Raw genomic sequence first — 25,710 nt, 5'->3', positions numbered from 1 at the left:
CCCGTGACCACGACACCCGACTACTGGTCGCACGGCATCGGCTGGTTCCTGCTGCACACGGGCCAGATCCTGGCCGTGCTGGTCTGGATCCTGCTCAGCCTCGCCTTCCTGCTGTGGGGCGACCGCAAGGTCTGGGCCGGCGTGCAGATGCGCAAGGGGCCCAACGTGGTCGGCCCCTTCGGCCTGTTCCAGTCCTTCGCCGACTTCCTGAAGTTCCTGCTGAAGGAAATCGTCATCCCGGCCGGGGCCGACAAGACGGTCTTCCTGATCGCACCGATCCTGACCTTCGTCCTGGCCTTCGGGGCCTGGGCGGTGGTGCCGCTGGCGCCGGGCTGGGTGATCGCGCCGATCAACCCGGCCATCCTCTACATCTTCGCCATCAGCTCGATGGGGGTGTACGGGATCATCATGGGCGGTTGGGCGTCCAACTCGAAGTATCCCTTCCTCGGCTCGCTGCGCTCGGCGGCCCAGATGGTCTCCTACGAGGTGTCCATCGGCTTCGTGATCATCACGGTGATCCTGCTGGCCAACACCATGAGCCTGACGCAGATCACCGAGATGCAGGAAGGCTGGATCTGGAACTGGAACGTCTTCGGCGGCGGCCTGAAGAACCTGCCCCTGGCCATGGTGATGATCCCGATGGCGGTGATCTTCTTCATCTCGGCCCTGGCCGAGACCAACCGCCCGCCCTTCGACCTGCCCGAGGCGGAGTCGGAACTCGTGGCCGGCTATCAGGTCGAATACAGCTCGACCCCGTACCTGCTGTTCATGATCGGCGAGTACGCCAATATCGTCCTGATGTGCTCGCTGTTCACCATCCTCTTCTTCGGCGGATGGCAGCCCGGCTTCCCGACCGACTTCATGGACGGCTGGAACTCGACCCTGGTCAGCTTCCTGCTGTTCCTGGTGTTCTTCGCCAAGACCATCTTCATGTTCTTCCTGTTCGCCATGGTGAAGGCCATCGTGCCCCGCTATCGCTATGACCAGCTGATGCGCCTGGGCTGGAAGATCTTCCTGCCGACATCGCTGATCGCCGTGGTCCTGGTCGCGGCCTACCGCGTCTACACGGGACACGCCTGATGCGGGCCGCCCTGCTTCTTCCCCTGGTCTGCTTAAGCGCCTGCGCCACGCAGCCGGACGCCAACCCGGGCAGCTATGCGCTGGGTCGTGGGCTGGTGACCTATGACGAGCTGAAGCGGGCCAAGGACAAGTGCGTCGAGGCCGGCGGCACGGTGCGCCCCTTCGGCGATGGCGGCGACACCTACCAGCTGTCCAACTACCAGTGCGTCATTACCCCCAAGGAGAAGGCTCAATGAGCCGCCTGGCCCAGACCATCAAAGGGTTCGCCCTGCTGGACTTCATCGGCGCCTTCGCGCTGGCCATGAAGTACATGCTCGCGCCCAAGAAGACGGTGATCTACCCCAATGAACGCGGGCCCCAGTCGCCGCGCTTCCGGGGTGAGCACGCCCTGCGCCGCTATCCCTCGGGCGAGGAACGCTGCATCGCCTGCAAGCTGTGCGAGGCCATCTGCCCGGCCCAGGCCATCTACATCGAGGCCGAGCCCCGTGAGGACGGCAGCCGGCGCACGACCCGCTACGACATCGACATGGTCAAATGCATCTACTGCGGCCTGTGCCAGGAGGCCTGCCCGGTGGACGCCATCGTCGAGGGACCCAACACCGAGTTCGCCACGGAAACCCGTGAAGAGCTCTACTACGACAAGGAACGGCTGCTCGATAACGGCGACCGTTGGGAGCGCGAGATCGCCAAGAATCTGGAGTTGGACGCGGCCTATCGTTAAGAGGCTGCGCACGATTCCGACGGTGATTTCGAAGTTTGAAGAAGGGATGAGGGCCACATGGGCCTGCAGGCGATAGCCTTCTATCTGATGGCGACGGTGACGGTGCTGGCGGCGTTTGCCGTGGTGTCGGCGCGCAACCCCGTGCACTCGGTGCTGTTCCTGATCACCGCCTTCTTCAGCGCGGCCGGTCTGTTCGTGCTGATTGGCGCTGAATTCCTCGCGATGCTGCTGGTCGTGGTCTACGTCGGCGCGGTGGCGGTGCTGTTCCTGTTCGTCGTCATGATGCTCGACGTCGACTTCAAGTCGCTGCGCCAGGGCTTCGCCCAGTACCTGCCCTTCGGCCTGATCGTGGCCGGCATCCTGACCCTCGAGATGATCGTCGTGGCGATCAGCATCGCCACCAAGGGCGCGGCCAGCAAGGTCAGCGGCCCGATGGCCAGCGCGCCGGACATCTCCAACGCCGAGACCATCGGGCGGGTGCTCTACACCGACTACGTCTACTTCTTCCAGGCTGCCGGCCTGGTGCTTCTGGTCGCCATGATCGGGGCCATCGTCCTGACCCTGCGCCACAAGCCGGGCGTCAAGCGCCAGAACATCGCCGCCCAGAACCGGCGTGGTCCCAAGAGCGGCATGACCATCGTCGACATCAAACCCGGCGCCAATTTTGGAAAAGAAGGGGAAGGCGAATGATCGGCCTCACCCACTACCTCACGCTGGCGGCGATCCTGTTCACCATCGGGGTGTTCGGCATCTTCGTGAACCGCAAGAACATCATCGTCATCCTGATGTCGATCGAGCTGATCCTGCTGGCCGTGAACATCAATCTGGTGGCCTTCTCGGTCTACCTGCACGACGTCGTGGGCCAGATCTACGCCATGTTCGTGCTGACCGTCGCCGCGGCCGAGGCCGCCGTCGGCCTGGCCATCCTGGTGACCTTCTTCCGTAACCGCGGTGATATCGCGGTCGACGACGCCTCGGTGATGAAGGGCTGATCGCACCCATGTCTCACGAGCTTCTCGTCACCATCCTGCTGTTCGGCCCGCTGCTCGGCGCGGCCATCGCCGGCCTGAGCGGCCGCCGGATCGGCAACGTCGCCAGCCAGGCGGTCACCACCGGCCTGCTGTTCCTCTCCTGCGCCCTGGCCTGGACCACCTTCTTCGGCGTCGCCCTGGGCGACTGGCAGGACTTCACCGTCAAGCTGCTGCCGTTCATCAACGTCGGCGACTTCCAGTCGGCCTGGTCGATCCGTATCGATACGCTGAGCGCGGTCATGCTGATCGTGGTGACCAGCGTCTCCAGCCTCGTCCACCTCTACAGCTGGGGCTACATGGCCGAGGACGACAGCCGTCCGCGGTTCTTCGCCTATCTGTCGCTGTTCACCTTCGCCATGCTGGCGCTGGTCACCGCCGCCGACTTCATGCAGCTGTTCTTCGGCTGGGAAGGCGTGGGCCTGGCCAGCTATCTGCTGATCGGCTTCTGGTACAAGAAGCCCACTGCGTCCGCCGCCGCCATCAAGGCCTTCGTGGTCAACCGGGTCGGCGACTTCGGCTTCGCGCTCGGCATCATGACCTGCTTCTGGATGTTCGGCTCGATCGAGTTCGCCGAAATCTTCCCGGAAGCCGGCAGCTGGACCGGCAAGACCTGGGTGTTCCTCAACACCGAGTTCAGCGCCCTCGATCTGGCCTGTTTCCTGCTGTTCATCGGCGCCATGGGCAAGTCGGCCCAGTTCTTCCTGCACACCTGGCTGCCCGACGCCATGGAGGGCCCGACCCCGGTCTCGGCCCTGATCCACGCGGCGACCATGGTCACCGCCGGCGTCTACATGGTCTGCCTGCTGAGCCCGATGTTCGAGTACGCCGACGGCGCCAAGACCGTCGTCACCGTGATCGGCGCGGTCACCGCCCTGTTCGCCGCGACCGTCGGTCTGGCCCAGAACGACATCAAGCGGGTCATCGCCTATTCGACCTGTTCGCAGCTCGGCTACATGTTCTTCGCGGCCGGCGTCGGCGCCTACCAGGCGGCGATGTTCCACCTGTTCACCCACGCCTTCTTCAAGGCCCTGCTGTTCCTCGGCGCCGGCTCGGTGATCCACGGGATGCACCACGAGCAGGACATGCGGAAGATGGGCGGGCTGTGGAAGTACCTGCCCTTCACCTATGCGGTGATGACCATCGGCACCCTGGCCATCACCGGCGTCGGCCTGCCCAACCTGCACCTGGGCTTCGCCGGCTTCTACTCCAAGGACAGCATCATCGAGGCCAGCTGGGCCGCCGGCCTGCATAATCCGGCCGCCCAGTTCGCCTTCGTGGTCAGCCTGCTGGCCGCCTGCCTGACCAGCTTCTACAGCTGGCGCCTGGCCTTCATGACCTTCCACGGCACGCCCAAATGGGCCCATGCCGACCACGGCCATGGCCACGCCGATGCGCATGGCCATGACGACCACGCCAGCCCCGCCCAGCTCGAAACCCACGACGAGCCGCTGCCCGATGCGCACGCGCACGACGACCATGGCCACGGCCATGATCACAAGCCGCACGAGTCGCCGCTGCCCATGCTGGTCCCGCTCGGGCTGCTGGCCATCGGCGCCATCGCGGCCGGCTATTTCTTTGTCGAAAACTTCGTCGGCCATCACCAGGAAGAGTTCTGGCACGGCTCGATCTTCAACGCCTCGACCAACCACATCCTGCACGAGATGCACAATGCGCCGGGCTGGGTGCTGTGGGCGCCGCTGGTGGTCACCGCCATCGGCTTCCTGGTCGCCGTCTATGTCTACATCCTGAAGGAAGGCATGGGCGCGCGCCTGGCCGCCCAGGAAGGTCCGCTCTGGCGCTTCCTCTACAACAAGTGGTTCTTCGACGAGCTGTATGACGCCACCTTCGTGCGCGGCGCCCGGTTCCTCGGCGACCTGTTCTGGAAGGGCGGGGATCAGAAGATCATCGACGGCCTGGGTCCGGATGGCGTTTCCGCCGTCTCGCTCGCGGTCGGCAAGGGCACGGGCCGGCTGCAGACCGGCTATGTCTATCACTACGCCTTCGTCATGCTGCTGGGCATCGCGGGTCTGCTGACCTACGCCCTGTTCCAGTTCCGAGGGTAGGCCAGGACCATGACCGGCATTCTCTCCCTCATCACCTTCTCGCCGCTGGTCGGCGTCCTCGCCATCCTCGGCCTGCGCCTGACCGGCCGCACCGGCCCGGCCGTGGACAACGCCGCACGCTGGATCACCCTGACCACCACGGTCGTGACGTTCGCGCTGAGCCTGCTGATGCTGGCCCAGTACAACGCCGGCGATCCGGGCTTCCAGTTCCTCGAGGACTTCCCGCTGTTCGCGGGCTTGCACTACCGGATGGGCGTCGACGGGATCTCCATCCTGTTCGTCATCCTGACGACCTTCCTGCTGCCGCTCTGCATCGCGGCCTCGTGGAAGTCGATCGAGAACCGGGTGCCGGAATACATGATCGCCTTCCTGGTGCTGGAAGTGCTGGTCATCGGCGTCTTCACCGCCCTCGACCTGATCCTCTTCTACATGTTCTTCGAATTCGGCCTGGTGCCGATGTTCCTGATCATCGGCATCTGGGGCGGCAAGCGGCGCATCTACGCGGCCTTCAAGTTCTTCCTCTACACCCTGCTGGGCGGGGTGCTGATGCTGGCCGCGGTGCTGGCCATGATCGGGATTTCGGGCACCAGCTCGATCCCCGAACTGATGAACTACAAGTTCGACCCGATGCTGCAGACCTGGCTGTGGCTGGCCTTCTTCGCCTCGTTCGCGGTCAAGATGCCGATGTGGCCGGTCCACACCTGGCTGCCCGACGCCCACGTGGAGGCGCCGACCGCCGGTTCGGTCATCCTGGCCGGCATCCTGCTGAAGCTCGGCGGCTACGGCTTCCTGCGCTTCTCCCTGCCGATGTTCCCGCAGGCGTCGGAGGTCTGGACCCCGCTGGTCTTCGGCCTGTCGGCCATCGCCATCATCTACACCTCGCTGGTCGCCTTCCGGCAGACCGACATCAAGAAGCTGATCGCCTACAGCTCGGTGGCCCACATGGGCTTCGTGACCATGGGCATCTTCAGCGGCAACGATGTCGGGGTGCAGGGCGCCATCTATCAGATGATCAGCCACGGGGTGATCTCCGGCGCATTGTTCCTCTGCGTCGGCGTCGTCTATGACCGCATGCACACCCGCGAGATCGCCTTCTACGGCGGCCTGACCCAGCGCATGCCCTGGTATGCGGCGGTGTTCCTGCTGTTCACCATGGGTAACGTCGGCCTGCCCGGCACCAGCGGCTTCGTCGGCGAGATCATGACCATGACCGGCACCTACCAGGCCTCGACCTGGACGGCCCTGCTGGCCGCCACCGGCGTCATCCTCTCGGCCATGTACGCGCTGACCCTGTACCGGCGCGTGATGTTCGGCGAGATCACCAATCCGCAGCTGGCCAACATCACCGACCTGGACTGGCGCGAGGTCGCCATCTTCGTGCCGCTGATCGTCTCGACCCTGTTCCTCGGGGTCTATCCGCACAGCATCTTCCAATACACCGGCGCCTCGGTTGACGCGCTGGTCGGCGCTTACCGCGCCGCGACGGGCGGGTAGGGGTCACGCCATGTTCATGAGCTCCCTCTCTCTCGCCTGGCCCGAAGTGGTCCTGATGGCCTCGTCCTGCGCGCTGCTGGTCTGGGGCGCCTTCCAGGGCAAGGCCACCGCGCTGTTCAACGGCGTCGCCATCCTGTCGCTGATCGCCGCCGCCTGGCTGGCAATGGTCGGGCCGCATGGCACGGCCTTCGCCGGTGGGCTGATCGCCGACCCGATCTCGGCCTTCGCCAAGGTCTTCATCTACGGCTTCACCGCCGTCTCGATCCTGCTGACCGACCGCTGGCTGGCACGGCGCGGCGAGGCCAAGTTTGAACTGACGGTGCTGATGCTGCTGGCCGCCCTCGGCATGGGCGTCATGGCCTCGGCCGGCGACCTGATCAGCCTCTACATGGGCATCGAACTGCATTCGCTGGCCCTCTACGTCCTCGCCGCCTTCCGCCGCGACGACGCCAAGGGCTCGGAAGCCGGCCTCAAGTACTTCGTGCTTGGCGCCCTGTCGTCGGGCCTGCTGCTCTACGGCGCCTCGCTGATCTACGGCTTCGCCGGCTCCACCCAGTTCCCGGTCATCGCCGAGGCGGTGAAGGCGGGCGGGGCAGGGGCGGGTGGGCTGTTCGGCCTGGTCTTCCTGATCTGCGGCATCGCCTTCAAGGTCTCGGCCGCGCCGTTCCACATGTGGACGCCGGACGTCTACGAGGGCGCCCCGACCCCCATCGTCGGCTTCTTCTCGGCCGCGCCCAAGCTGGCCGCCATGGTCCTCCTGGCCCGGGTGTTGAACGACGCTTTCGGCACGGCTCTGGCTGAATGGCGCCAGGTCATCGTCGCCATCGCCATGATGTCGATCTTCGTCGGCGCCTTCGCGGGCCTGGCGCAGCGCAATCTGAAGCGCCTGTGGGCCTACAGCTCCATCGCCAACATCGGTTACGCCCTGCTGGGCCTGGCCGCCGGCGGCCAGGCCGGGACCTCGGCCATGCTGCTGTTCATGGTCCTCTACATGGTCGACGTGACCGGCTTCTTCGCCATCCTCTGCGCCCTGCAGCGGGACGGAAGGCCGATGGAAACCATCGACGACATGGCCGGTCTGGTGAAGGAACGTCCGGGCCTGGCCCTGGGCATTACCGCCCTGTCCCTGTCGGCGCTGGGCCTGCCGCCGTTCGCCGGCTTCTGGGCCAAGATCTTCGTCTTCCAGGCGGCCATCGGGGCCGCCGGTCCCAGCCCCTGGGTCGCGCCCGGCCCCAACGCCTACATGGCCTGGGCCGCCGTTCTCGGCCTGGTCGGCAGCGTCGTCGCCGCCTTCTACTACCTGCGCCTGATCAAGGTCATGTGGATGGACCCCTCGCCGGGCGCCACCGAGAAGCCGCCGCTGGAGGCCCGCACGATCGGCATCCTGGGCGCCCTGTTCAGCTTCCCGGTCTGCATCGTGGCGCTGATCTGGCTCGAGCCGCTGGCCAAGGCCGCGGCGGCGGCGCTGGGGTAGGCGATCTCCTCCGTCGAGACCTTCAGGGCCGGGCTCGACCCGGCCAATCTGGCTACCGTCGACGCCCTGCGCGGGCTCATCGCCTTGGCCGGGCCACAGCTGACCGAGCGGATCAAGTGGAACGCGCCGAGCTTCGCGCTCGGCGATGACGACCGCATCACCCTGGGCATCGAGCGCAAGGGCGGCGTCCGCGTCGTCCTGCATCGTGGCGCCAAGGTGAAGGACGCCGCCGGGTTCGCCGTCGCCGATCCCGCCAGGCTGGCCAGATGGCCCGCGCCGGATCGCGGTGTCGTCGTCTTCGCGGACGCCGCTGCCGTGGCCGCCAAGGCCGACGCCTTCTCCGACCTCTGCGCCCGCTGGCTGGAGGCGACTGCGTGACTCTCCCGCCCATTGTCGCCTACGACGAGATCGACTCCACCAACGCCGAGGCCCGCCGCCGCGCCGAGGCCGGCGAGATGGGGCCGGTCTGGCTGACCGCAGGGCGCCAGACCGCCGGGCGCGGCCGTCGGGGCCGCAACTGGGAAACAGGGCAGGGGAGCAACCTCGCCGCCACCCTGCTGCTCACCACCCAGCGCCCGCCGGCCGAGGCGGCGCAGATCAGCTTTGTCGCCGCCCTGGCCGTCGCCGACCTGGCCGACGCCTATGTCCCGGCCAGCCTGGTCACCCTGAAATGGCCCAACGATCCGCTGATCGGGGGCAAGAAGACCAGCGGCGTCCTCATCGAATCCGGGCCGTCACCGCTCGGGGGTCTATGGCTGGCGGTCGGCATCGGCGTGAACCTTGCCGAAGCTCCCGAAAATCCCGAACGCCCGGCCACCACCTTTGCCGCCCACATGACCGGCCCGCCGCCCAGGCCGCTGGACGCGCTCAACGTCCTGGCCGAGGCCTTCGCCCGCTGGCAGGCGGTCTGGGACCGCCTGGGCTTTCCCGCCATCGCCGACGCCTGGACCCGCCGGGCCCATGGCCTGGGCGAGCCCTGCGTCGCGCGGCTGGGCAATGAGACCCTCGAGGGCGTCGCCGAGGGCCTCGATACCGACGGATCGCTCAGACTGCGCTTGCCAGACGGCATGCTGCGCCGCATCACGGCGGGCGACGTGTTTTTCGGAGACCGCTGAATGCTGCTGGCCATCGAACAGGGCAACACCAACACCCTCTTCGCCGTACATGACGGGTCGGACTGGATCGCCCAGTGGCGCACCGCCACCGAGAGCACGCGCACGGCTGATGAATACGCCGTGTGGCTGGCCCAGCTCCTGGCCATGTCGGGCATGAGCCTGGGGGCCCTGACCAGCTGCATCATATCCAGCGTCGTGCCGCAGTCGCTGTTCAACCTGCGCAATCTTTCCCGCCGCTATCTGCACGTCGAGCCGCTGGTCATCGGCGAGAACGCCGAGCTGGGCATCCCAGTGCGCATCGACAAACCCTCCGAGGCCGGCGCCGACCGCCTGGTCAACGCCATCGGGGCGCACATCGCCTATCCGGGCCCGCTGATCGTCATCGACAGCGGCACCGCCACCACCTTCGACGTCATCGGGGCCGACGGGGGCTTCGAGGGCGGAGTCATCGCCCCCGGCATCAACCTCTCCATGCAGGCGCTGCACGAGGCCGCGGCCAAGCTGCCCCGGATCGCAATCCAGCGGCCCGAACGCAACCGCGTGGTCGGCACCGACACCGTCACCGCCATGCAGTCGGGCGTCTTCTGGGGCTACATCGGCCTCATCGAAGGGCTGGTCCGGCGCATCAAGGAGGAACGCGGCGGCCATCTGACGGTTGTCGCCACAGGCGGGGTCTTCTCGCTGTTCGAGGGCGCCACCGACACCATCGACATCTTCGACGGCGACCTCACGATCCGGGGTCTGCTGGAAATCCACCGCAGGAACACCACTTGACCGTCATGCCTACGCCTCACGCCAGCGATGAACTCATTTTCCTGCCGCTGGGGGGCTCCAACGAAATCGGCATGAACTTCAATCTCTACGGCTACGGGCCGGAAGAGGACCGCAAGTGGATCGTCGTCGACCTCGGCATCACCTTCGGCGACCAGACGACGCCCGGCGTCGAGGTCATCCTGCCCGATCCCGAGTACATCGAGGCCTATGCCGACGACATCCTCGGCATCGTCCTGACCCACGCCCATGAGGACCACATCGGCGCCGTCGCCTGGCTGTGGCCGCGACTGAAGGCGCCGGTCTACGCCACGCCCTTCACCGCCTTCCTGCTGCGCGAGAAGCTGCGCGAGAAGGGCATCCTCGACGAGGTTCACATCACCGAAGTCGCCCTCGGCGGCTCCATCGAGCTCGGCCCCTTCGAGCTCGAACTGATCACCCTGACCCACTCGATCCCGGAGCCCAACGGCCTGGCGATCCGCACGCCGCTCGGCACCATCCTGCACACCGGCGACTGGAAGATCGATCCGGACCCGCTGCTGGGCGCCGTCACCGACGCGGCCGCCATCCGCCGCCTCGGCGACGAGGGCGTGCTGGCCATGGTCTGCGACAGCACCAACGTCTTCGTGGACGGCTTCGCCGGCTCCGAAGGCGAGGTCCGCGTGGCGATGACCAAGCTGATCGGCTCGCTCAAGGGCAAGATCGCCGTCGGCTGTTTCGCCTCAAACGTCGCCCGCATGGACACCGTCATCCGGGCCGCCGAGGACGCCGGGCGCCGTGTCTGCCTGGTCGGCCGCTCGATGCACCGCATGGCCGCCGCCGCCAAGTCGGTCGGGCTGATGAAGGGTGTGGCCGAGTTCGTCAGCGAAAAGGAAGCCGGCTACTTCCCCGAGAGCAGCATCCTCTACCTCTGCACCGGCAGCCAGGGCGAGCCGCGCGCCGCCCTGTCGCGCATTGCCTCGGGCACCCATCCCCACATCACCCTGGGCAACGGCGACCACGTCATCTTCTCCAGCCGGGTGATCCCCGGCAACGAGGTGCCGATCCGCGCCCTGCAGAACGGCCTCTCGGACCGGGGCGTCCGCCTCTACACCGAGCGCGACCACCCGGGCATCCACGTCAGCGGCCACCCTTGCCGCGACGAACTCAAGCAGATGTACCAGTGGGCCCGGCCGCAGATCGCCGTCCCGACCCATGGCGAGCGCCGCCACCTGCTGGAACACGCCGCCCTGGCCAAGGACCTGCAGGTGCCAATGACGGTGACGCCGCGCAACGGCGACATGGTCAGGCTGGCGCCCGGCCACCCGTCGATCATCGACGAGGTGCCGTCCGGCCGCCTCTACGTCGACGCCGGCGTGCTGACGCCCGAGAACGGCGACGCTCTCAAGCAGCGCCGCCACGCCGCCTTCAACGGCGCCCTGACCGTCTCCGTCGTCCTCGACGACAAGGGCAAGCTCGTTAGCGGCCCGCAAGTCCGCGCGCTGGGCCTGCCCGGCGACGAGGAATACCCCCTCGATGACGCGCTCGACGACCTGGCCGACGAGGCCGAACAGGCGATCCGCAAGATCCCCGGCGAGGACCGCGCCTTCGACGAGATCGTCGAGCAGGCCATCTGCCGGGTGGTCAAGAAGGCCGCCTATCGCATCTGGGAGCGCAAGCCGGTGGTCGAAGCCGTGGTGCTGCGCATCTGATGAGCGATCCCACCGGACCCTGGTCGAACGCGCCGCCGCCCGCTGAGCCGCCGCCGCGTCTGGAACGCCGCCTTGGTCCCGGCGAGCTGTGGAAACTGGCCTGGCCCAACATCGTGGTCACCGTCGCCATCCTGCTGGCCGCCGTCTGGCAGATCTGGCGGCTGCTGGAGGGCGACGGCAACATCGGCATCGACTGGGGCGGCCTCTCCGCCGCCGCCCTGGCCGAGGGCCGCTGGTGGACGCCGTTCAGCAGCATGTTCCTGCACGCCGGCATCGCCCACCTGATCTTCAACATGCTGGCCCTGGCGCAGCTGGGCCCCATCGTCGCCCTGCGCTTCGGCCGCCAGCCCAGTGCGCTCGGCATCTACCTTGCCTTCTATGTCCTCTGCGGCCTGATCGGCGACGCGGTGTATCTCGCCATCCACCCGTCCAGCGCCGTCCCGATGATCGGCGCGTCCGGCGCGATCTTCGGCCTCTGGGGCGCCAGCGCCCGCCTGGGACCGAACGGCAGCCTCGTCCCGATCTTCTCCCGCCAGGTCGCCCGCCAGACTGGGTCGGCCATCGTCAGCAATCTGGTGATCATGGCCATCGTCCTGCTGCCCGCCCTGATGTCCGGCCAGATGAGCTACGGCGGCATCGCCTGGGAAGCCCACCTCGGCGGTTACCTCGCCGGGTTGCTGCTGATTGGCCTGCCGGTCTTCCGGGCCAGGCCGATCCACTTCTAGAATTTTCTCCGGGTAAAATTCCGGGTCCCAAATTCGGCCCCGTGCGCGGTCCCGCAACGCTGCGAGGATAGAGGGTGGTTTCAGGGCGGTCGAATGTCGGCTTTCCAGCGGTCGTTTGTCGGTCCGAAGTTGGTCATAAACCGCTGAAAAATAGGCGAAAATTCCCACTTTCCCTGCGCCGCGCCGTGCTACAATGGTTCCGCTTCGATAAACCACCCTCCAGCCGGCCCCGCTGCCGCTCCGTCACGCTGGAGACGCCGCGCCATCCGGTGTACGACAGCCCCGCATCATCCAGGCAGGACTCCCCATGATCGGCAAACTCAACCACGTCGGCGTCGCCACCCCCTCCATCGACGAAGCGGTGAAGATGTACCGCGACGTGCTCGGCGCGACCTCGATCACCGACAAATGGGCCATGCCGGAGCAGGGCGTCTGGGTCTGTTTCGTCAACCTGCCCAACAGCCAGATCGAGCTGATCGAGCCCTACGGCGAGGCATCCCCGATCCACGGCTTCCTGGCCAAGAACCCCAAGGGCGGCCAGCACCACATCTGTTTCGAGGTCGAGGACATCATCGCCGCCCGCGACGACATGAAGGCCAAGGGCGCGACGGTGCTGGGCGAACCGCGCATCGGGGCGCATGGTACGCCGGTGATCTTCATCCACCCCAAGGACATGGGCGGGATGCTGGTCGAGCTGATGGAAACGCCCAAGGGGGATCACCACTGATGGGTCCGCTGACCATGTTCGCCGTCTACCTGACCATCTGGTGGACGACCCTGTTCGTCATCCTGCCGCTGGGCAGCCGCAGCTACCACGAGAGCGGCATCAAGGTGACCGACGGTGGCGACCCCGGCGCGCCGGTCAATCCCAACCTCAAGAAGAAGTTCATCACTACCACCTGGGTGTCGGCCATCCTCTGGATCATCCTGATGGCGGCGCTGAAGTTCGGCTGGATCCCGATGCCATCGCTGGCCCACTGGAACTGACTGCACAGGTTTGCGGCGCCAGCTCGCGCCGCGGCTGCGCAATCTCTAGGCACATCGGCGATTGCGGGGGCTGATCGCTCATCCCTGCTGCGATCGAGGCGGCATGGCGTGCATTCTCAGGTCTCGGAGAGCGGGCCTCGCCCGCAGTGTTCCGTGGCGTATGTTCCCCGACGATTGACTTGGAGGCCGCCTGGGTTTGACCCGGCGGCCTTCTTTTCGCCCGGTCACATTGCCAATCAGACCCCCCACCGGCTAAGTCAGCGCCGAATTCTCAACGGGGTTGCCATGCGCCTGTCGCGCTTTTTCCTGCCGGTACTCAAGGAAGTGCCCGCCGACGTCCAGATCGTCTCCCACCAGCTGATGCTGCGCGCCGGCATGATCCGGCAGGAGGCCGCCGGCATCTACGCCTGGCTGCCGCTGGGCCTGCGGGTGCTGAAGAAGATCGAGCAGATCGTCCGTGAGGAAATGGACCGCGCCGGCGCCATCGAACTGTTGATGCCGACTCTGCAGCTCGCCGACCTGTGGCGCGAGTCGGGCCGCTACGAGGCCTATGGCGACGAGATGCTGCGCATCACCGACCGCCACAAGCGCGACCTGCTCTACGGGCCCACGGCCGAGGAAGTCGTCACTGACATCTTCCGGGCCTCGGTGAAGAGCTACAAGGACCTGCCGCTCAACCTCTACAACATCCAGTGGAAGTTCCGCGACGAGCGCCGCCCCCGCTTCGGCGTCATGCGCGGCCGCGAGTTCCTGATGAAGGACGCCTACAGCTTCGACCTCAACGAGGCCGATGCCCGCAAGTCCTACAACCGCATGTTCGTCGCCTACCTCAACACCTTCGCCCGCATGGGCCTGAAGGCCGTGCCGATGAAGGCCGACACCGGCCCGATCGGCGGCGATCTTTCCCACGAGTTCATCGTCCTGGCCGACACTGGCGAGTCCCAGGTGTTCTGCCACAAGGACCTGGTCGAGATGGGCGCGCCCGGCGCGGACGTCGATTTCGACGGCGATCTCCAACCCCTCGTGGACCAGCGCACCGCCCTCTACGCGGCGACCGAAGAGATGCACGACGAGGCGGCCTTCAACGCCGTCCCCGCCGACAAGCAGCTGTCGGCCCGCGGCATCGAGGTCGGCCACATCTTCTATTTCGGCGAGAAGTACTCCAAGCCGATGAAGGCCAACGTCGCCGGCCCCGACGGCTCCAACGCGCCCGTCCACATGGGCAGCTACGGCGTCGGCGTCTCGCGCCTGCTGGGCGCCATCATCGAGGCCAGCCACGACGAGAACGGCATCATCTGGCCGGACGCGGTGGCCCCCTACGACCTGGGGATCATCAACCTGAAGTCCGGCGACGCGGCCTGCGACGCGGCCTGTGAAAAGGCCTACGCCGCCGCCAAGGCGGCCGGCAAGGCCGTGCTCTACGACGACCGCGACGAGCGGGCGGGCGCGAAATTTGCAACGATGGACCTCATCGGCATCCCCCGGCAGATCGTCGTGGGGCCCAAGTCCATCGCGGAGGGCAATGTGGAAGTGAAGGTGCGCGCCACGGGCGAACGCTCGGTCGCCTCGCTCGACGCCGTCCTGGCCGGGCTCGCCTAGGGTGAGCAAAGCCGGGGCCAAGGCCGCGCCGTTCGGGATGTGGGAGCGCGCCGTCGCCGGCCGCTACCTGCGGGCCCGTCGGCAGGACGCGGGCGTGGCCCTGATCTCCATCCTCGCCTTCGTCGGCATCGGGGCGGCGGTGCTGGTGCTGATCGTCGTCATGAGCGTCATGAACGGCTTCCGCACCGAGCTGCTCGACAAGATCCTCGGCTTCAACGGCCACGCCTATGTGGTTGGCGCGCTTCCCCTTTCCGACGCCGAGCGCGACGGGGTGGTGCAGCGGATCCGCAATCTGCCCGGCGTTTCCCAGGTCACCCCGATGATCGAGGGCCAGGTGATGATCGTCGGCCGCGGCCAGGCCGGCGGCGCCATCGTGCGCGGGGTCAGCCGCAAGGACCTGGAAGCGACGCCGCTCGTCTCCAAGTCCATCAAGCCCGGCGGCTCTATCGAGGGCTACGGCCAGGGCGAGTACGGCGGCGATCTGATCCTGCTGGGCGACCGGCTGGCCATGCAGCTGGGCGTCGGGCCCGGCGATGCGGTGACCCTTGTGGCGGCCTCCAGCTCGCCCTCGGCCTTCGGCATGTCGGCCAACCAGAAGGACTACACTGTCGGCGGCGTCTTCAGCGTCGGCATGAGCGAGTACGACCAGGCCTTCGCCTACATGCCGCTGGAGCAGGCCCAGCTGTTCTTCGGCAAGGAGGGCAGCGTCGATGTCCTCGAGGTCAAGCTGGACGACCCCGACGCCGCCGCCGAGATGAAGCCGGCCATCCGCCAGGCCGCCGGCCCCGGGGCCAGCGTCAGCGACTGGACCGAGAAGAACCAGAGCTTCTTCAACGCCCTGCAGGTCGAACGCACCGTGATGCGCTTCATCCTGTTCTGCATCGTCATCATCGCGGCGATCAACATCGTCTCGGGCCTGATCATGCTGGTTAAGAACAAGAGCCGCGACATCGCCATCCTGCGCACCATGGGGGCGACCAAGAACGCGGTGCTGCGCATCTTCTTCATGGCCGGGGCCAGCGTCGGGGTAGCGGGCACCCTGGCCGGGCTGATCCTTGGCGTGCTGTTCTGCATGAACATCCAGTCGATCCAGAAGTTCGTCGAATGGGTGACCGGGACCAGCGTGTTCAACGCCGACGTCTATTTCCTGACCCACATCCCGGCCCGCATCGAATGGCCCGAGGTGGCGCTGATCGTCGGGGTGTCGCTGCTGGTCAGCTTCATCGCCACCCTGCCGCCGGCCCTGCGGGCCGCCAGTCTCGATCCCGTCGAGGCGCTTCGCTATGAGTAGCCCGACCCTCAGCCTGCGCGGCGTCAAACGCACCTACGAAGCCGGCTCCGGCCCGCTGGAGGTGCTGAAGGGCGTCGATCTCGACGTCATGCCGGGCGAGATCGTCGGGCTGATCGGGCCATCGGGTTCGGGCAAGTCGTCACTGCTGCATGCGGCCGGTCTGCTGGAGCATCCGACCGAGGGCCAGGTGTTCATCGCCGGCCAGGACTGCACCAAACTCGGCGACCGGCCGCGCACCCTGCTGCGGCTGGCCAGCATCGGTTTCGTCTACCAGTTCCACCATCTGCTGCCGGAGTTCACGGCGCTGGAGAACGTCGCCCTGCCGGCCCTGATCCAGGGCCGCGACAAGGCCTGGACCCAGGCGCGGGCCGAGAGCCTGCTGGCCAGCATGGGCCTGTCGGAACGCCTCGACCACCAGCCGGCCCAGCTGTCGGGCGGCGAGCAGCAGCGGGTGGCCATCGCCCGCGCCCTGACCAATGAGCCCAAGCTGCTGCTGGCCGACGAGCCGACGGGCAACCTCGACCCGGACACCGCCGCCAGCGTCTTCCAGACCCTGCACGACGCGGTTCGCGACCAGGGCGTCGCCGCCCTGATCGCGACCCATAACCTGGAGCTGGCCCGCTACATGGACCGGGTGTTCGCCCTCAAGGACGGCCACCTGGAAGAGCGGCGGTTCTAATCAGGCGCGGCAGGGGAAAGCCTGCTGCATGGCCCGCTTCGCAAGGCGCTCGTTGGTCGCCTCCAAGTCCGACAGGCGGTTCAGGGCCGCGACGCCCCGGCGGTAGACCTCTTCGGAACGTTCATTGTCGCCGATACAGACGGTCCGCTCGTCATTGGCAGAGAAGAGCATCATCGAGCAATACTGTTGGGCGATTGCATCCCGCGACCGGCAAGACGCCTTTAGCCCCTGCGCCGCAGCGTCGCGGTAAGCGATACGCCGAGCCACCTGGCCATCTACTGCAGGAGCGGTGAATTGGATCGGAATGCCGACAGCGCCATTGCCGAGCGGCTTTCCGTCCGGCGTGGGGCGTAGACGAAATTTGGGCGCGAGCTTCAGAGCTGCCTCCGCAAAGCCGTTGCCGGCCGGGGTTTCATTGCGGGTGGTGCAGTCGACCAGCAGGCCGACGTCCGTCGTCTTGCACATCAGCAGCACCCGACCCGAGATCCTGGCGTTGAGCGCATTGCGGGGATAGACGGCGGCGACGTCGGCGCCGGTCGGCCGGGCGTCAAACACGGGGCGGGAGATGACCGGCTGCGGCGGCGCGGGCGGGGCCGGGGGCGCCGGAGGCGGGGTCGGCGGAAGTGGGGCCAGGCGGGCGACGGGCGCGGCGGGCGCAAGCGGGGCCATGCGACCGACCGGAGTAGGCGGAGTCGGCGCGATGGGCGGGGTCGGCGCTACCATCGGGGTCGCCGGCTCGGGCGGTTCTGGCGGGGGCGGCGGCGCCTCCGGGGCCGGCGCGGTCGGCGGAGCCGGCGGTTCTGGTGGGGAGTCGGGGGCCAGGACGATGTCGATGATCGCCGGACCAGAGCCGTCCTTGTTCGTGCCGCGAACTTTGATCAGGCCAATGTCATCGGCGTCCAGGCTGTTGGGCGTGAAGCCCTCCGGCGCCGGTTTGCCGTTGATCAGGAAGCGGACCAGAGCCAGCTCGGCGTCACGTTTGGGATCTCCGGTGGCCGCCCGCAGGCTGATGGCCGGGCGACCGCGCCAGTAGGTGACGCCATCCTGCTTTTCCATGCTGTCGGCGGCGATTGAGATCATGCCCTTGGGCGACAGGGCATTATCCTGCGAGGACTGCTGCCAGCTGGACGCCCGCCCGACGAGCGCCTTCTGGGGCGCAGCCTGCATGGCCAGGGCGACGGCGCCGCCTCCGACACTAAGGGCCAGGACGGCGCCGATCGCGATGACGCCGGCGCGGGCGCCAAGGCCGGCGGGGGCGTGAGGCTTGAGGATGGCCTTCAGGCGCATGGCGGTCTTCCTTCCGGCGCCGATGAATGCGGACTGCGGCTCCGGACCGGCGCTGAGGCGGAGCGTTTCAATGAGGGTTTCGGCGTAAGCGCGGCGAGCGGCTGTGTCGGCCTGGGCCAGGGCGATGGCGTCGCAATGTTCCTCGCGGGCGGCGTTCAATCGGGCGTGGATCATGCCCATGAAGGGATTGAACCACATGACCGCAAGCAGCAGGCCCTCGGCCCAGGCGCGCGGATTGTCGCCGCGCTTGAGGTGGGCCAGCTCGTGGCCGCAGATCAGCGCCAGACGCGGGGTAGGCAGGGCGGTGAGGGCTTTGGGAATGACGATGGCGGGCTTGAGCAGCCCGGCCAGCAACGGGCTGCCGGCCCGGTCGGAGGCCTTCAGGCTGGGGCTGCGGACCTTGAGGGCGGCGGCCTGGCGGTCGAGATCGGCCGACAGGGCGCTGTCGTCCAGCGGCCTGGCGGCGGCGAGAAGCTGGCCCAGCAGGACATGGCCACGGACGAGCAGGGCCACGGCGACCACCATGCCCAGCAGAATGACGCTGAGCAGCAGTACGGGGCCGAGCAGGACGACGAGATCGCTCGCGGTTTGCAGCGGATCGACCGCCGTGGGGGTGGTGAGTACGACGCTGCTGGTCGTCTGGTCGGCGGCGGCGGCGACCGGGGTCGCCGGCGGTGCGGGCTTCGACAGATGTGGCGAGATCAGGACGACCGCGACCACGGCCAGGACCGGAGCCAGCAGGCTGAGGCTCCAGACCCGCTCGCGCAGGCGCGGCGCGCCGGTGATCCGCTCGACCAGCAGACCGGCGGCGAGGCCGAGCGCGCTCATCGGCAGGGTGGACCCGAGGATCAGCAGGGTGAGGGTGACGCCGTTCATCACTTGTCCTCCTCGGCGTTGAGCAGGGCCTCGAGGTCACGCAGTTCGTCGGGCGAAAGAATGGCGCTGCCGGCGAAGGCGGCGGCGGGCAATGGACCCTCGACCTCGAGCACCTGGCGCATCACCCGGCGCAGCACGCCGCCGAGGATGTCGGCCTTGGCCTGGGCCGCCTCATAGACCGCCAGGCCGTGGACCGATCGCCGCACCAGCAATCCCTTTGCCCTCATGCGCTCAAGCACTGTGCGGGTAGTCGAGGCGGTCCAGTCGAGCGCCTCGGGCAGGGCGGCCTGGATCTCGCGGGCGCTGGCCGCGCCGTCGCGCCAGAAGACCTTGAGAATCTCGAGCTCGGTGTCGGATGGGGGTTGATTCATCGGGCGGCCTCGTCTCACGTCACGAGTACGCTACAAATGTCGCGTGTCGCTGTCAACCGTCACGAACAAGGGTCAGCGGCGCCCTCTGACCGGCGCCCGCGCGCCCAGATTTCGCCATGCAAACAAGGCCATAGAAACGTTCCGTAGTCGGGAGGCGTGCATGGCCCATCTGTATGAGTTCGAAGGCCAGTCAGGCCATGGCTACCGCTACCAGCCGCTGGAGGGCGAGGGGCCGATCTCTCCGACCGGGGCCAACTACCTGTTCGTCAAGTTGAAGGGCGCCGAGCGCCAGGTGGTCTTCGCCGGCGAGACCGAATGCCTGCACAAGGGTGTCCATTCCGGCTGGGACAAGGCCAAGAAGAGCTTCGGGGCCAACACCATTCTGGTTCGGCTGAACGTCACCCGGGCCATCCGCCGGGCCGAGCTGGAAGACATCGTCGCCCTGCACAATCCGCCGATGAATGGCGACGAAGCGTAACACCCGGTTCGGGTTGCTTTCGCGATAGCCCCCTCCTAGGGTCTCCCCACAGTTGCGTGTTGGGGGATGTTCCGTGACCTTTGAAGATCAGCTCCGGTTCGATGACTTCGAGGTCGAGCGCGACGATGTGAGACCCGAGGTCGAAGCCCTCCCCACGCGCGGCCCGCCGCTCGAAGAGCCGATTTCCCGTGTCGATGGCGACGACGTCATGGCGGTCAAGGTCGCCCGTCCCAGCCTGGTGTTCGACCCGCTCCCGCTGGTCGGCGGCGCCATTCCCGGCGCCCGGTTCCTGGCCGGGGTCTCGGGCGATGCCCAGTTCCTGAGCAAGCCGTCCTTCAGCGTCGCCCAGGCGGCGGAGCAGCTGACCCGCGACAATCTCTCCTGGAACGGTCAGGGCGTGCTCGGCACGCCGGTCAGCGTCTCGGTCAGCTTCCTCAACACCCGGCCGGGCTATGCCCTCGGCGAGGGCATTGTCGGCTTCTCCAGGTTCAGCGCCTCGCAGATCACCGCCGCCACCCAGGCGCTGAGCGCCTGGTCCGATGTCGCAGGCATCTCTTTCAACATCGTCAGTGGCTATTCCAACACCGGGGCCATCCGCTTCGCCAACTACAGCGACGCCAACGACGGCGCGGCGGCCTTCGCCTATATGCCGGACTCGGGCAATCCGGCTGTCTCGCCGTTCGACGATGAGACCTCCGGCGACGTCTGGGTCAATGCCACCGAGACCAGCAACTTCAACCTTACGCTCGGCGGCTACGGGTTCCTGACCCTGGTTCACGAGATCGGCCACGCCATCGGCCTGGATCACCCGGGCGACTACAACGGCGGAGACCCCACCTACGCCGGCAGCGCCGAGTACCTGCAGGACAGTAACCAGTACACGGTGATGTCCTACTTCTGGGAGACGGAGACCGGCGCCGACTACGGCGTGAACTATCCCGCCACCACCATGCTGCACGACATTGCGGCGGCCCAGCGCCTGTACGGCGCCAACACGACCACCCGCACCGGCGACACGACCTACGGCTTCAACGCCAACGCCGGCCGCGCCTGGTTCAGCGCCGCCAACGGCCCACTCATCTTCGCCGTCTGGGACGCCGGCGGCATCGATACTTTCGACTTCTCGGGCTACGTCCAGCAGCAGGTCATCGACCTGCAACAGGGCGCCTTCTCCAATGTCGGCGGCATGCGCGGCAACATCGCCGTCGCCATCGGCGCGGTCATCGAGAACGCCATCGGTGGCTCCGGCTCCGACCTCATCGTCGGCAACGACGCCGCCAACGACCTGCGCGGCGGCGGCAGTGACGACACGCTGTTCGGCCTGGCCGGCAACGACACCCTGACCGGCGGCGACGGACAAGACATCTTCCACGTCAGCCTGAGTGGCGGCGGCGACACCATCACCGACTTCGCCCTCGGCGCCGACCGGATGGATATCAGCGCGACGGGCCTGTTCGTCAGCAAGACCCAGTCCGGGGCCGACACCCTGCTGACCTTCGCCGGAGGTGAGACGGTCCTGCTGCGCAACATCCAGGCGACAGCGCTGACCCTGAACAGCTTCGTCGGCTATTCGGAGCCGATCCTCGGCACGAGCGGCAACGACACCCTCAACGGCGACACCGGCAACGACACCCTGCGCGGCCTCGGCGGCGACGACACCCTGAACGGCAATGGCGGTGACGACGTCCTCGAAGGCGGTGATGGAACCGACAGCCTGGTCGGTCTGCAGGGCAACGACACCCTGCGCGGCGGGGCCGGAAACGATGTCCTGAACGGCGGCGACGGCAAGGACGTCTATGTCGTCGAGGTCGGCGGCGGCGCCGACCGGATTACCAGCTGGGTCTGGGTCGACGACAAGATCGACATCTCCGCCTTCGGCTACTGGACCACCCTGGTCCAGACCGGCGGCGACAGCCTGTTCACCTTCGCCGGCGGCGTGACGCTGCGGGTGGTCGGCTGGACCGGCAGTTTCAACGACAACAATTTCATCGGCCGGGTGGCGCCCCCGACCGTCGTGCTCGACGGCACGGCGCTGGGCGAGACCCTGACGGGCGACGCCTGGGACGACGTCCTGCGCGGATTGGGCGGTAATGACATCCTGCAAGGGCTCGGCGGCGCCGACCAGCTGGAAGGCGGCGACGGCGACGACCAGATCTTCGGCGGCGCCGGGATGGACGACCTGATCGGCGGGGCGGGCAACGACGAGCTCATCGCCGGGGCCGACACGGATATCGACCAGCTGGCCGGCGGGATCGGCGACGACTACTACAACGTGGTCACCGGCGACATCGTCGTCGAACTGGCCGGGGAGGGGAACGACACCCTCGGCACCGCCATCAACTACCTGTCCCTGCCCGACAACGTCGAGAACCTCGTCGCCCTTGGCATCAGCCAGTCGCTGTACGGCAACGGTCTCAACAACACGATGACGGGGAACTACACCGCCCAGCTCATGGCCGGCGAGGGCGGAAACGATGTCATCCACGGACTGGCCGGCGACGACAACCTGCATGGCGGTGACGGCAACGACGAGCTGCGCGGCGGCGACGACAACGACGTCCTGACCGGCAATCTGGGCGATGATCTGCTGTACGGCGAGGCCGGCGCCGACGGCATCAACGGCCACGGCGGCGGCGACCAGCTGTGGGGCGGAGACGGCGACGACGTCGTCAACGGTGACGGCGGCCTGGACCAGCTGCGCGGTGGTATCGGCAAGGACACCATGAACGGCGGCGACGACGCCGACAGCCTTTGGGGCGAGGATGGCGACGACATCCTCAGCGGTGGCGCGGCGGCCGACAATCTGACCGGCGGGACCGGCGCTGACCGGTTCGTCTTCGATAGCTTCTCAGGCGCGGACACCATCACCGACTTCGAGGTCGGGATCGATCAGATCGACCTGACCGCCTTCGGCAACTACCAGTCGGTCGTCCAGGCGGGCGCCCATGCCGACCTGACCATCGCCGCCGGCGTCACCGTGCGGCTGCTGAATGTTCAGGCCCATACCCTGACGGCCGGCAACTTCCGTGGCCTGACCAGCCCGCCGCCGCCGCTGCCGCCGCCCGTTGCGCCGCCCCCGCCCGGGCCGACCGCGCCGGGATCGCAGGGAACCATCACCGGCACTGTCGCCGCCAACATCCTGAACGGCACCGAGCTGTGGGAAACCCTCCTTGGCCTCGACGGCAACGACACGCTGAACGGCCTGGGCGGCTCCGACCGTCTTGAAGGCGGCATCGGCGCCGACAAGCTGAACGGCGGCGACGGAGACGACCTGCTGATCGGTGGCGCGGGCCAGGACACCCTGACCGGCGGAGCCGGCGCGGACACCTTCGTCATGGGGCTGGGCGACGGGACGACCAACACCATCGCCGACTTCCAGCTTGGCGTGGACAAGATCGATCTGACGGCCTTCGGTGGCTACGCCGCCATCAGCCAACTGGCGGGCGGAGCAAGGGTGTCCCTTTCCGACGGCAGCACAGTGACCCTGACCGGGATTCAGGCCAGCCAACTGACCGCCGCCAGCTTCATCACCGGGACCAGCCCCCCTCCGCCTCCGCCGCCCCCTCCACCCCCTCCGCCTCCACCCCCTCCGCCGCCGATCTACGTGCTGCAGAGCGGCACCGACGCCGGCGATACCCTGATGGGCCTGGACGCCCGCGACGAGCTTCGGGGGCTCGGCGGCAGCGACAATCTGATGGGCAACGACAATGACGACCTGCTCATCGGCGGCGACGGCGACGACTACCTGTGGGGCGACTTCGGCGACGACATCCTGACCGGCGGCTCCGGGTCCGACACCTTCATGGCCCTGACCGGCGGTGGGAACGACACCATCACCGACTTCACGGTCGGGTCCGACCACATCCACCTAAACAGCATGGGGCCCTGGGCCGCGACCCAGGACGGCGCCGACGCCATCGTCACGGTCGGAACCGGCATGAGCTTCCGGCTGGTAGGCGTGCAGGCCGCCGGTCTTTCCGACGCCAGCTTCGTGGGCCTGCTGCCCCCGCCGCCACCTCCGCCGCCGCCGCCTCCCCCGCCCCCGCCGCCGCCACCTCCCGCGGGGCCGGGGTCCGAGCGGACGCTGACCGGCAATGCGAGCGCCAACACCTTGAACGGCGATGATCGCTGGGACCTGATCCAGGGTCTGGACGGCAACGACACGCTCAACGGCCTGGGTGGTTCCGACCGCCTCGAGGGCGGGACAGGGGCCGACAAGCTGTTCGGTGGTGACGGCGACGACGTGCTGGTCGGCGGCGCGGGTCAGGACACCCTGACCGGTGGCGCCGGCGCCGATGTCTTCATGCTGGCCACCGGCGACGGGGCCAACACCATCGCCGACTTCCAGGACGGCGTAGATAAGATCGATATCTCCGGATACGGCGGCGTCTACAGCTCGATCAGCCAGCTGGCGGCGGGCGCCAAGGTGATCTTCGCCGATGGCGGCTACGTCACGCTGACCGGGATCAACGTCTCGCAGCTGAGCGCGGCCGACTTCATCACCGGCGTCAGCCCGCCGCCGCCTCCGCCACCTCCGCCGCCACCTCCCCCGCCGCCGCCGCCTGGGCCGCCGGCAGAGCCGGGCTACAACCTGATCGTCGGGACCAGCGCCGGCGAGATCATCCACGGCGCCGCGGCGGCTGATCAGATCCAGGGACTGGGCGGGGTCGATACCCTGACCGGCGAGGGCGGCGACGACCTGCTGCAGGGCGGCGACGGCAATGACGTGCTGGCCGGCGGAGCCGGTATCGACCGGTTGACCGGCGGGACGGGCAACGACCTGTTCGTCGGCGGCGCCGGCAGCGGCGAGGATCTCGTCACCGACTTCACGGTCGGCCAGGACAAGATCGCCATCGATGAAGCCCTCTTCGTCGGGACCTATCTCGACGGGTCCGACACGGTCGTCCTGCTGGGCCCGGGCCAAAGCCTGCGCCTGCAGGGCCTGGGTCTGTCGGCGCTGGGCGATCCCAGTTACCAGGGCTTCGCCGTGACGCAGCCCGATCCATATGTCGTCACCACGGGCGAGGAAATCACCGAGGCCCACTTCGGGACCGGCGTGCGCGATTACATCAAGGCGCTGGGCGGCAACGACGATCTCTACGGCCTCGGCGGCGACGACCTGCTGAACGGCGGCAACGGCAGCGACCAGCTGCATGGCGGCGTCGGGCGCGATTATCTGATCGGCGGGGCCGGCGGTGACCTGTTTTACGGCGATGTCGGCGGCGGCATCGACATCGTCGCCGACTTCCAGGTCGGACTGGACAAGATCGGTGTCGGCAGCTTCGCCAAGTACGACAGCATTACCCAGAGCGGCGCCGACACGGTGGTCATGATCGATGCCGCCACCGGCGTCGGACTGCGGCTGGTCGGGATTAACGCCGGAGCTATCACGGCTGCCAGCTTCCACGGCCTGCCGGCGCCGCCGCCCCCGCCACCACCGCCTTCGCCGCCGGCGGGGTCCGAGCGGACCCTGGTCGGCACCGCCGGGGCAAACACTCTGAACGGCGACGACCGGTTCGACACCCTGCAGGGCCTGGACGGCAACGACACCCTCAACGGGCTGGGCGGCAATGACCGGCTCGAAGGGGGCCTGGGCAATGACAAGCTCAACGGCGGCGACGGCGACGATGTTCTCATCGGCGGCGCGGGGCAGGACACCCTGACCGGCGGCGCAGGCGCGGACATCTTCGTCCTGGCGCCCGGCGACGGGACGACCAACACCATCGCCGACTTCCAGGATGGCGTGGACCGCATCGATGTCAGCGCCTACGGCGGCTACAGCTCGATCGTGCAACTGGCGGCCGGGGCCAAGGTGATCTTCTCGGATGGCGGTTCAGTCACCCTGACCGGGGTGCAGGCCTCGTCGCTGAGCGCCGCCGACTTCATTGGCCTGCCGGTTCCGATGCCCGCCGAACCTCCGAAGGACGGCTGGCTGTTCTAGGCTGAAGGGGAGGGCGCAGGACCTCCCCGATCCCCT

22 protein-coding genes are annotated in these 25,710 nt (G+C 67.6%); 20 read left to right on the top strand and 2 right to left on the bottom strand.

Annotated features, from left to right (window positions below; translation table 11 throughout):
- Positions 1-3 precede the first annotated feature (3 nt).
- The 18 genes from nuoH to AC2YG9_RS13190 all read left to right on the top strand — a co-directional run bounded on the left by nuoH (position 4) and on the right by AC2YG9_RS13190 (position 16,721).
- Entirely contained in the window at positions 4-1,080 is a 1,077-nt protein-coding gene (gene nuoH, locus AC2YG9_RS13275; RefSeq protein WP_487298447.1) for an NADH-quinone oxidoreductase subunit NuoH, read from the top strand.
- A complete protein-coding gene (locus AC2YG9_RS13270) occupies positions 1,080-1,316 on the top strand; it encodes a hypothetical protein (protein WP_487298446.1) in 237 nt (78 codons plus the stop codon). Before nuoH ends, AC2YG9_RS13270 begins: the two co-directional genes overlap by 1 nt.
- Positions 1,313-1,801 (top strand): NADH-quinone oxidoreductase subunit NuoI, encoded by a 489-nt coding sequence (gene nuoI, locus AC2YG9_RS13265; protein ID WP_487298445.1) that lies wholly within the window; start codon positions 1,313-1,315, stop codon positions 1,799-1,801. The genes AC2YG9_RS13270 and nuoI overlap by 4 nt, the downstream gene beginning before the upstream one ends.
- 57 nt (positions 1,802-1,858) lie before the next feature.
- Positions 1,859-2,491, top strand: coding sequence for an NADH-quinone oxidoreductase subunit J (locus AC2YG9_RS13260; protein WP_487298444.1), 633 nt, complete (start codon positions 1,859-1,861; stop codon positions 2,489-2,491).
- Complete coding sequence (gene nuoK, locus AC2YG9_RS13255) at positions 2,488-2,793, top strand: NADH-quinone oxidoreductase subunit NuoK (RefSeq protein ID WP_487298443.1); 306 nt, start codon at positions 2,488-2,490, stop codon at positions 2,791-2,793. Before AC2YG9_RS13260 ends, nuoK begins: the two co-directional genes overlap by 4 nt.
- 8 nt (positions 2,794-2,801) lie before the next feature.
- Entirely contained in the window at positions 2,802-4,895 is a 2,094-nt protein-coding gene (nuoL, locus tag AC2YG9_RS13250) for an NADH-quinone oxidoreductase subunit L (RefSeq protein ID WP_487298442.1), read from the top strand.
- A gap of 9 nt (positions 4,896-4,904) precedes the next feature.
- Positions 4,905-6,389, top strand: a complete 1,485-nt coding sequence (locus AC2YG9_RS13245) for an NADH-quinone oxidoreductase subunit M (protein WP_487298441.1) — start codon at positions 4,905-4,907, stop codon at positions 6,387-6,389.
- Between the two features lie 10 nt (positions 6,390-6,399).
- Positions 6,400-7,863, top strand: coding sequence for an NADH-quinone oxidoreductase subunit NuoN (gene nuoN / locus AC2YG9_RS13240; protein WP_487298440.1), 1,464 nt, complete (start codon positions 6,400-6,402; stop codon positions 7,861-7,863).
- 3 nt (positions 7,864-7,866) lie between these two features.
- The gene (locus tag AC2YG9_RS13235; RefSeq protein WP_487298600.1) at positions 7,867-8,241 is read left to right on the top strand and encodes a DUF1801 domain-containing protein; all 375 of its coding nucleotides are present in this window, start codon (positions 7,867-7,869) and stop codon (positions 8,239-8,241) included.
- A complete protein-coding gene (locus AC2YG9_RS13230; RefSeq protein WP_487298599.1) occupies positions 8,220-8,978 on the top strand; it encodes a biotin--[acetyl-CoA-carboxylase] ligase in 759 nt (252 codons plus the stop codon). Before AC2YG9_RS13235 ends, AC2YG9_RS13230 begins: the two co-directional genes overlap by 22 nt.
- The gene (locus tag AC2YG9_RS13225) at positions 8,979-9,752 is read left to right on the top strand and encodes a type III pantothenate kinase (protein ID WP_487298439.1); all 774 of its coding nucleotides are present in this window, start codon (positions 8,979-8,981) and stop codon (positions 9,750-9,752) included.
- Positions 9,753-9,757: 5 nt separating this feature from the next.
- The gene (locus AC2YG9_RS13220; protein ID WP_487298438.1) at positions 9,758-11,440 is read left to right on the top strand and encodes a ribonuclease J; all 1,683 of its coding nucleotides are present in this window, start codon (positions 9,758-9,760) and stop codon (positions 11,438-11,440) included.
- Positions 11,440-12,165, top strand: coding sequence for a rhomboid family intramembrane serine protease (locus AC2YG9_RS13215; RefSeq protein WP_487298437.1), 726 nt, complete (start codon positions 11,440-11,442; stop codon positions 12,163-12,165). Before AC2YG9_RS13220 ends, AC2YG9_RS13215 begins: the two co-directional genes overlap by 1 nt.
- A 307-nt stretch (positions 12,166-12,472) precedes the next feature.
- Positions 12,473-12,892 carry a methylmalonyl-CoA epimerase gene (gene mce / locus AC2YG9_RS13210; RefSeq protein WP_487298436.1) on the top strand — a complete coding sequence of 140 codons (420 nt, stop codon included), beginning with the start codon at positions 12,473-12,475 and terminating at the stop codon, positions 12,890-12,892.
- Positions 12,892-13,152, top strand: a complete 261-nt coding sequence (locus AC2YG9_RS13205) for a DUF1467 family protein (protein WP_487298435.1) — start codon at positions 12,892-12,894, stop codon at positions 13,150-13,152. The genes mce and AC2YG9_RS13205 overlap by 1 nt, the downstream gene beginning before the upstream one ends.
- Before the next feature lie 285 nt (positions 13,153-13,437).
- On the top strand, positions 13,438-14,751 hold the full coding sequence (gene proS, locus AC2YG9_RS13200; RefSeq protein ID WP_487298434.1) for a proline--tRNA ligase: 1,314 nt from the start codon (positions 13,438-13,440) through the stop codon (positions 14,749-14,751).
- 37 nt (positions 14,752-14,788) lie between these two features.
- Positions 14,789-16,042 carry a lipoprotein-releasing ABC transporter permease subunit gene (locus AC2YG9_RS13195; RefSeq protein ID WP_487298598.1) on the top strand — a complete coding sequence of 418 codons (1,254 nt, stop codon included), beginning with the start codon at positions 14,789-14,791 and terminating at the stop codon, positions 16,040-16,042.
- Positions 16,035-16,721, top strand: coding sequence for an ABC transporter ATP-binding protein (locus tag AC2YG9_RS13190; protein ID WP_487298433.1), 687 nt, complete (start codon positions 16,035-16,037; stop codon positions 16,719-16,721). The genes AC2YG9_RS13195 and AC2YG9_RS13190 overlap by 8 nt, the downstream gene beginning before the upstream one ends.
- Here the strand turns inward: AC2YG9_RS13190 and AC2YG9_RS13185 are convergent, their stop codons facing one another.
- Positions 16,722-18,884: a M56 family metallopeptidase gene (locus tag AC2YG9_RS13185; RefSeq protein WP_487298432.1), complete on the bottom strand. Its 2,163-nt coding sequence runs from the start codon at positions 18,882-18,884 to the stop codon at positions 16,722-16,724.
- Positions 18,884-19,255 (bottom strand): BlaI/MecI/CopY family transcriptional regulator, encoded by a 372-nt coding sequence (locus AC2YG9_RS13180; RefSeq protein ID WP_487298431.1) that lies wholly within the window; start codon positions 19,253-19,255, stop codon positions 18,884-18,886. The genes AC2YG9_RS13185 and AC2YG9_RS13180 overlap by 1 nt, the downstream gene beginning before the upstream one ends.
- A gap of 160 nt (positions 19,256-19,415) precedes the next feature.
- Here AC2YG9_RS13180 and AC2YG9_RS13175 point away from each other — a divergent pair, with 160 nt between their 5' ends.
- Together AC2YG9_RS13175 and AC2YG9_RS13170 are read left to right on the top strand one after the other, a co-directional pair.
- Positions 19,416-19,733: a hypothetical protein gene (locus tag AC2YG9_RS13175; RefSeq protein WP_487298430.1), complete on the top strand. Its 318-nt coding sequence runs from the start codon at positions 19,416-19,418 to the stop codon at positions 19,731-19,733.
- A 73-nt stretch (positions 19,734-19,806) separates the two neighbouring features.
- Positions 19,807-25,674: a M10 family metallopeptidase C-terminal domain-containing protein gene (locus tag AC2YG9_RS13170; RefSeq protein WP_487298429.1), complete on the top strand. Its 5,868-nt coding sequence runs from the start codon at positions 19,807-19,809 to the stop codon at positions 25,672-25,674.
- Positions 25,675-25,710 lie beyond the last annotated feature (36 nt).

Source organism: Caulobacter sp. SRI_014, from assembly GCF_057586315.1.
This window is presented reverse-complemented; position numbering and strand designations above follow the sequence as displayed.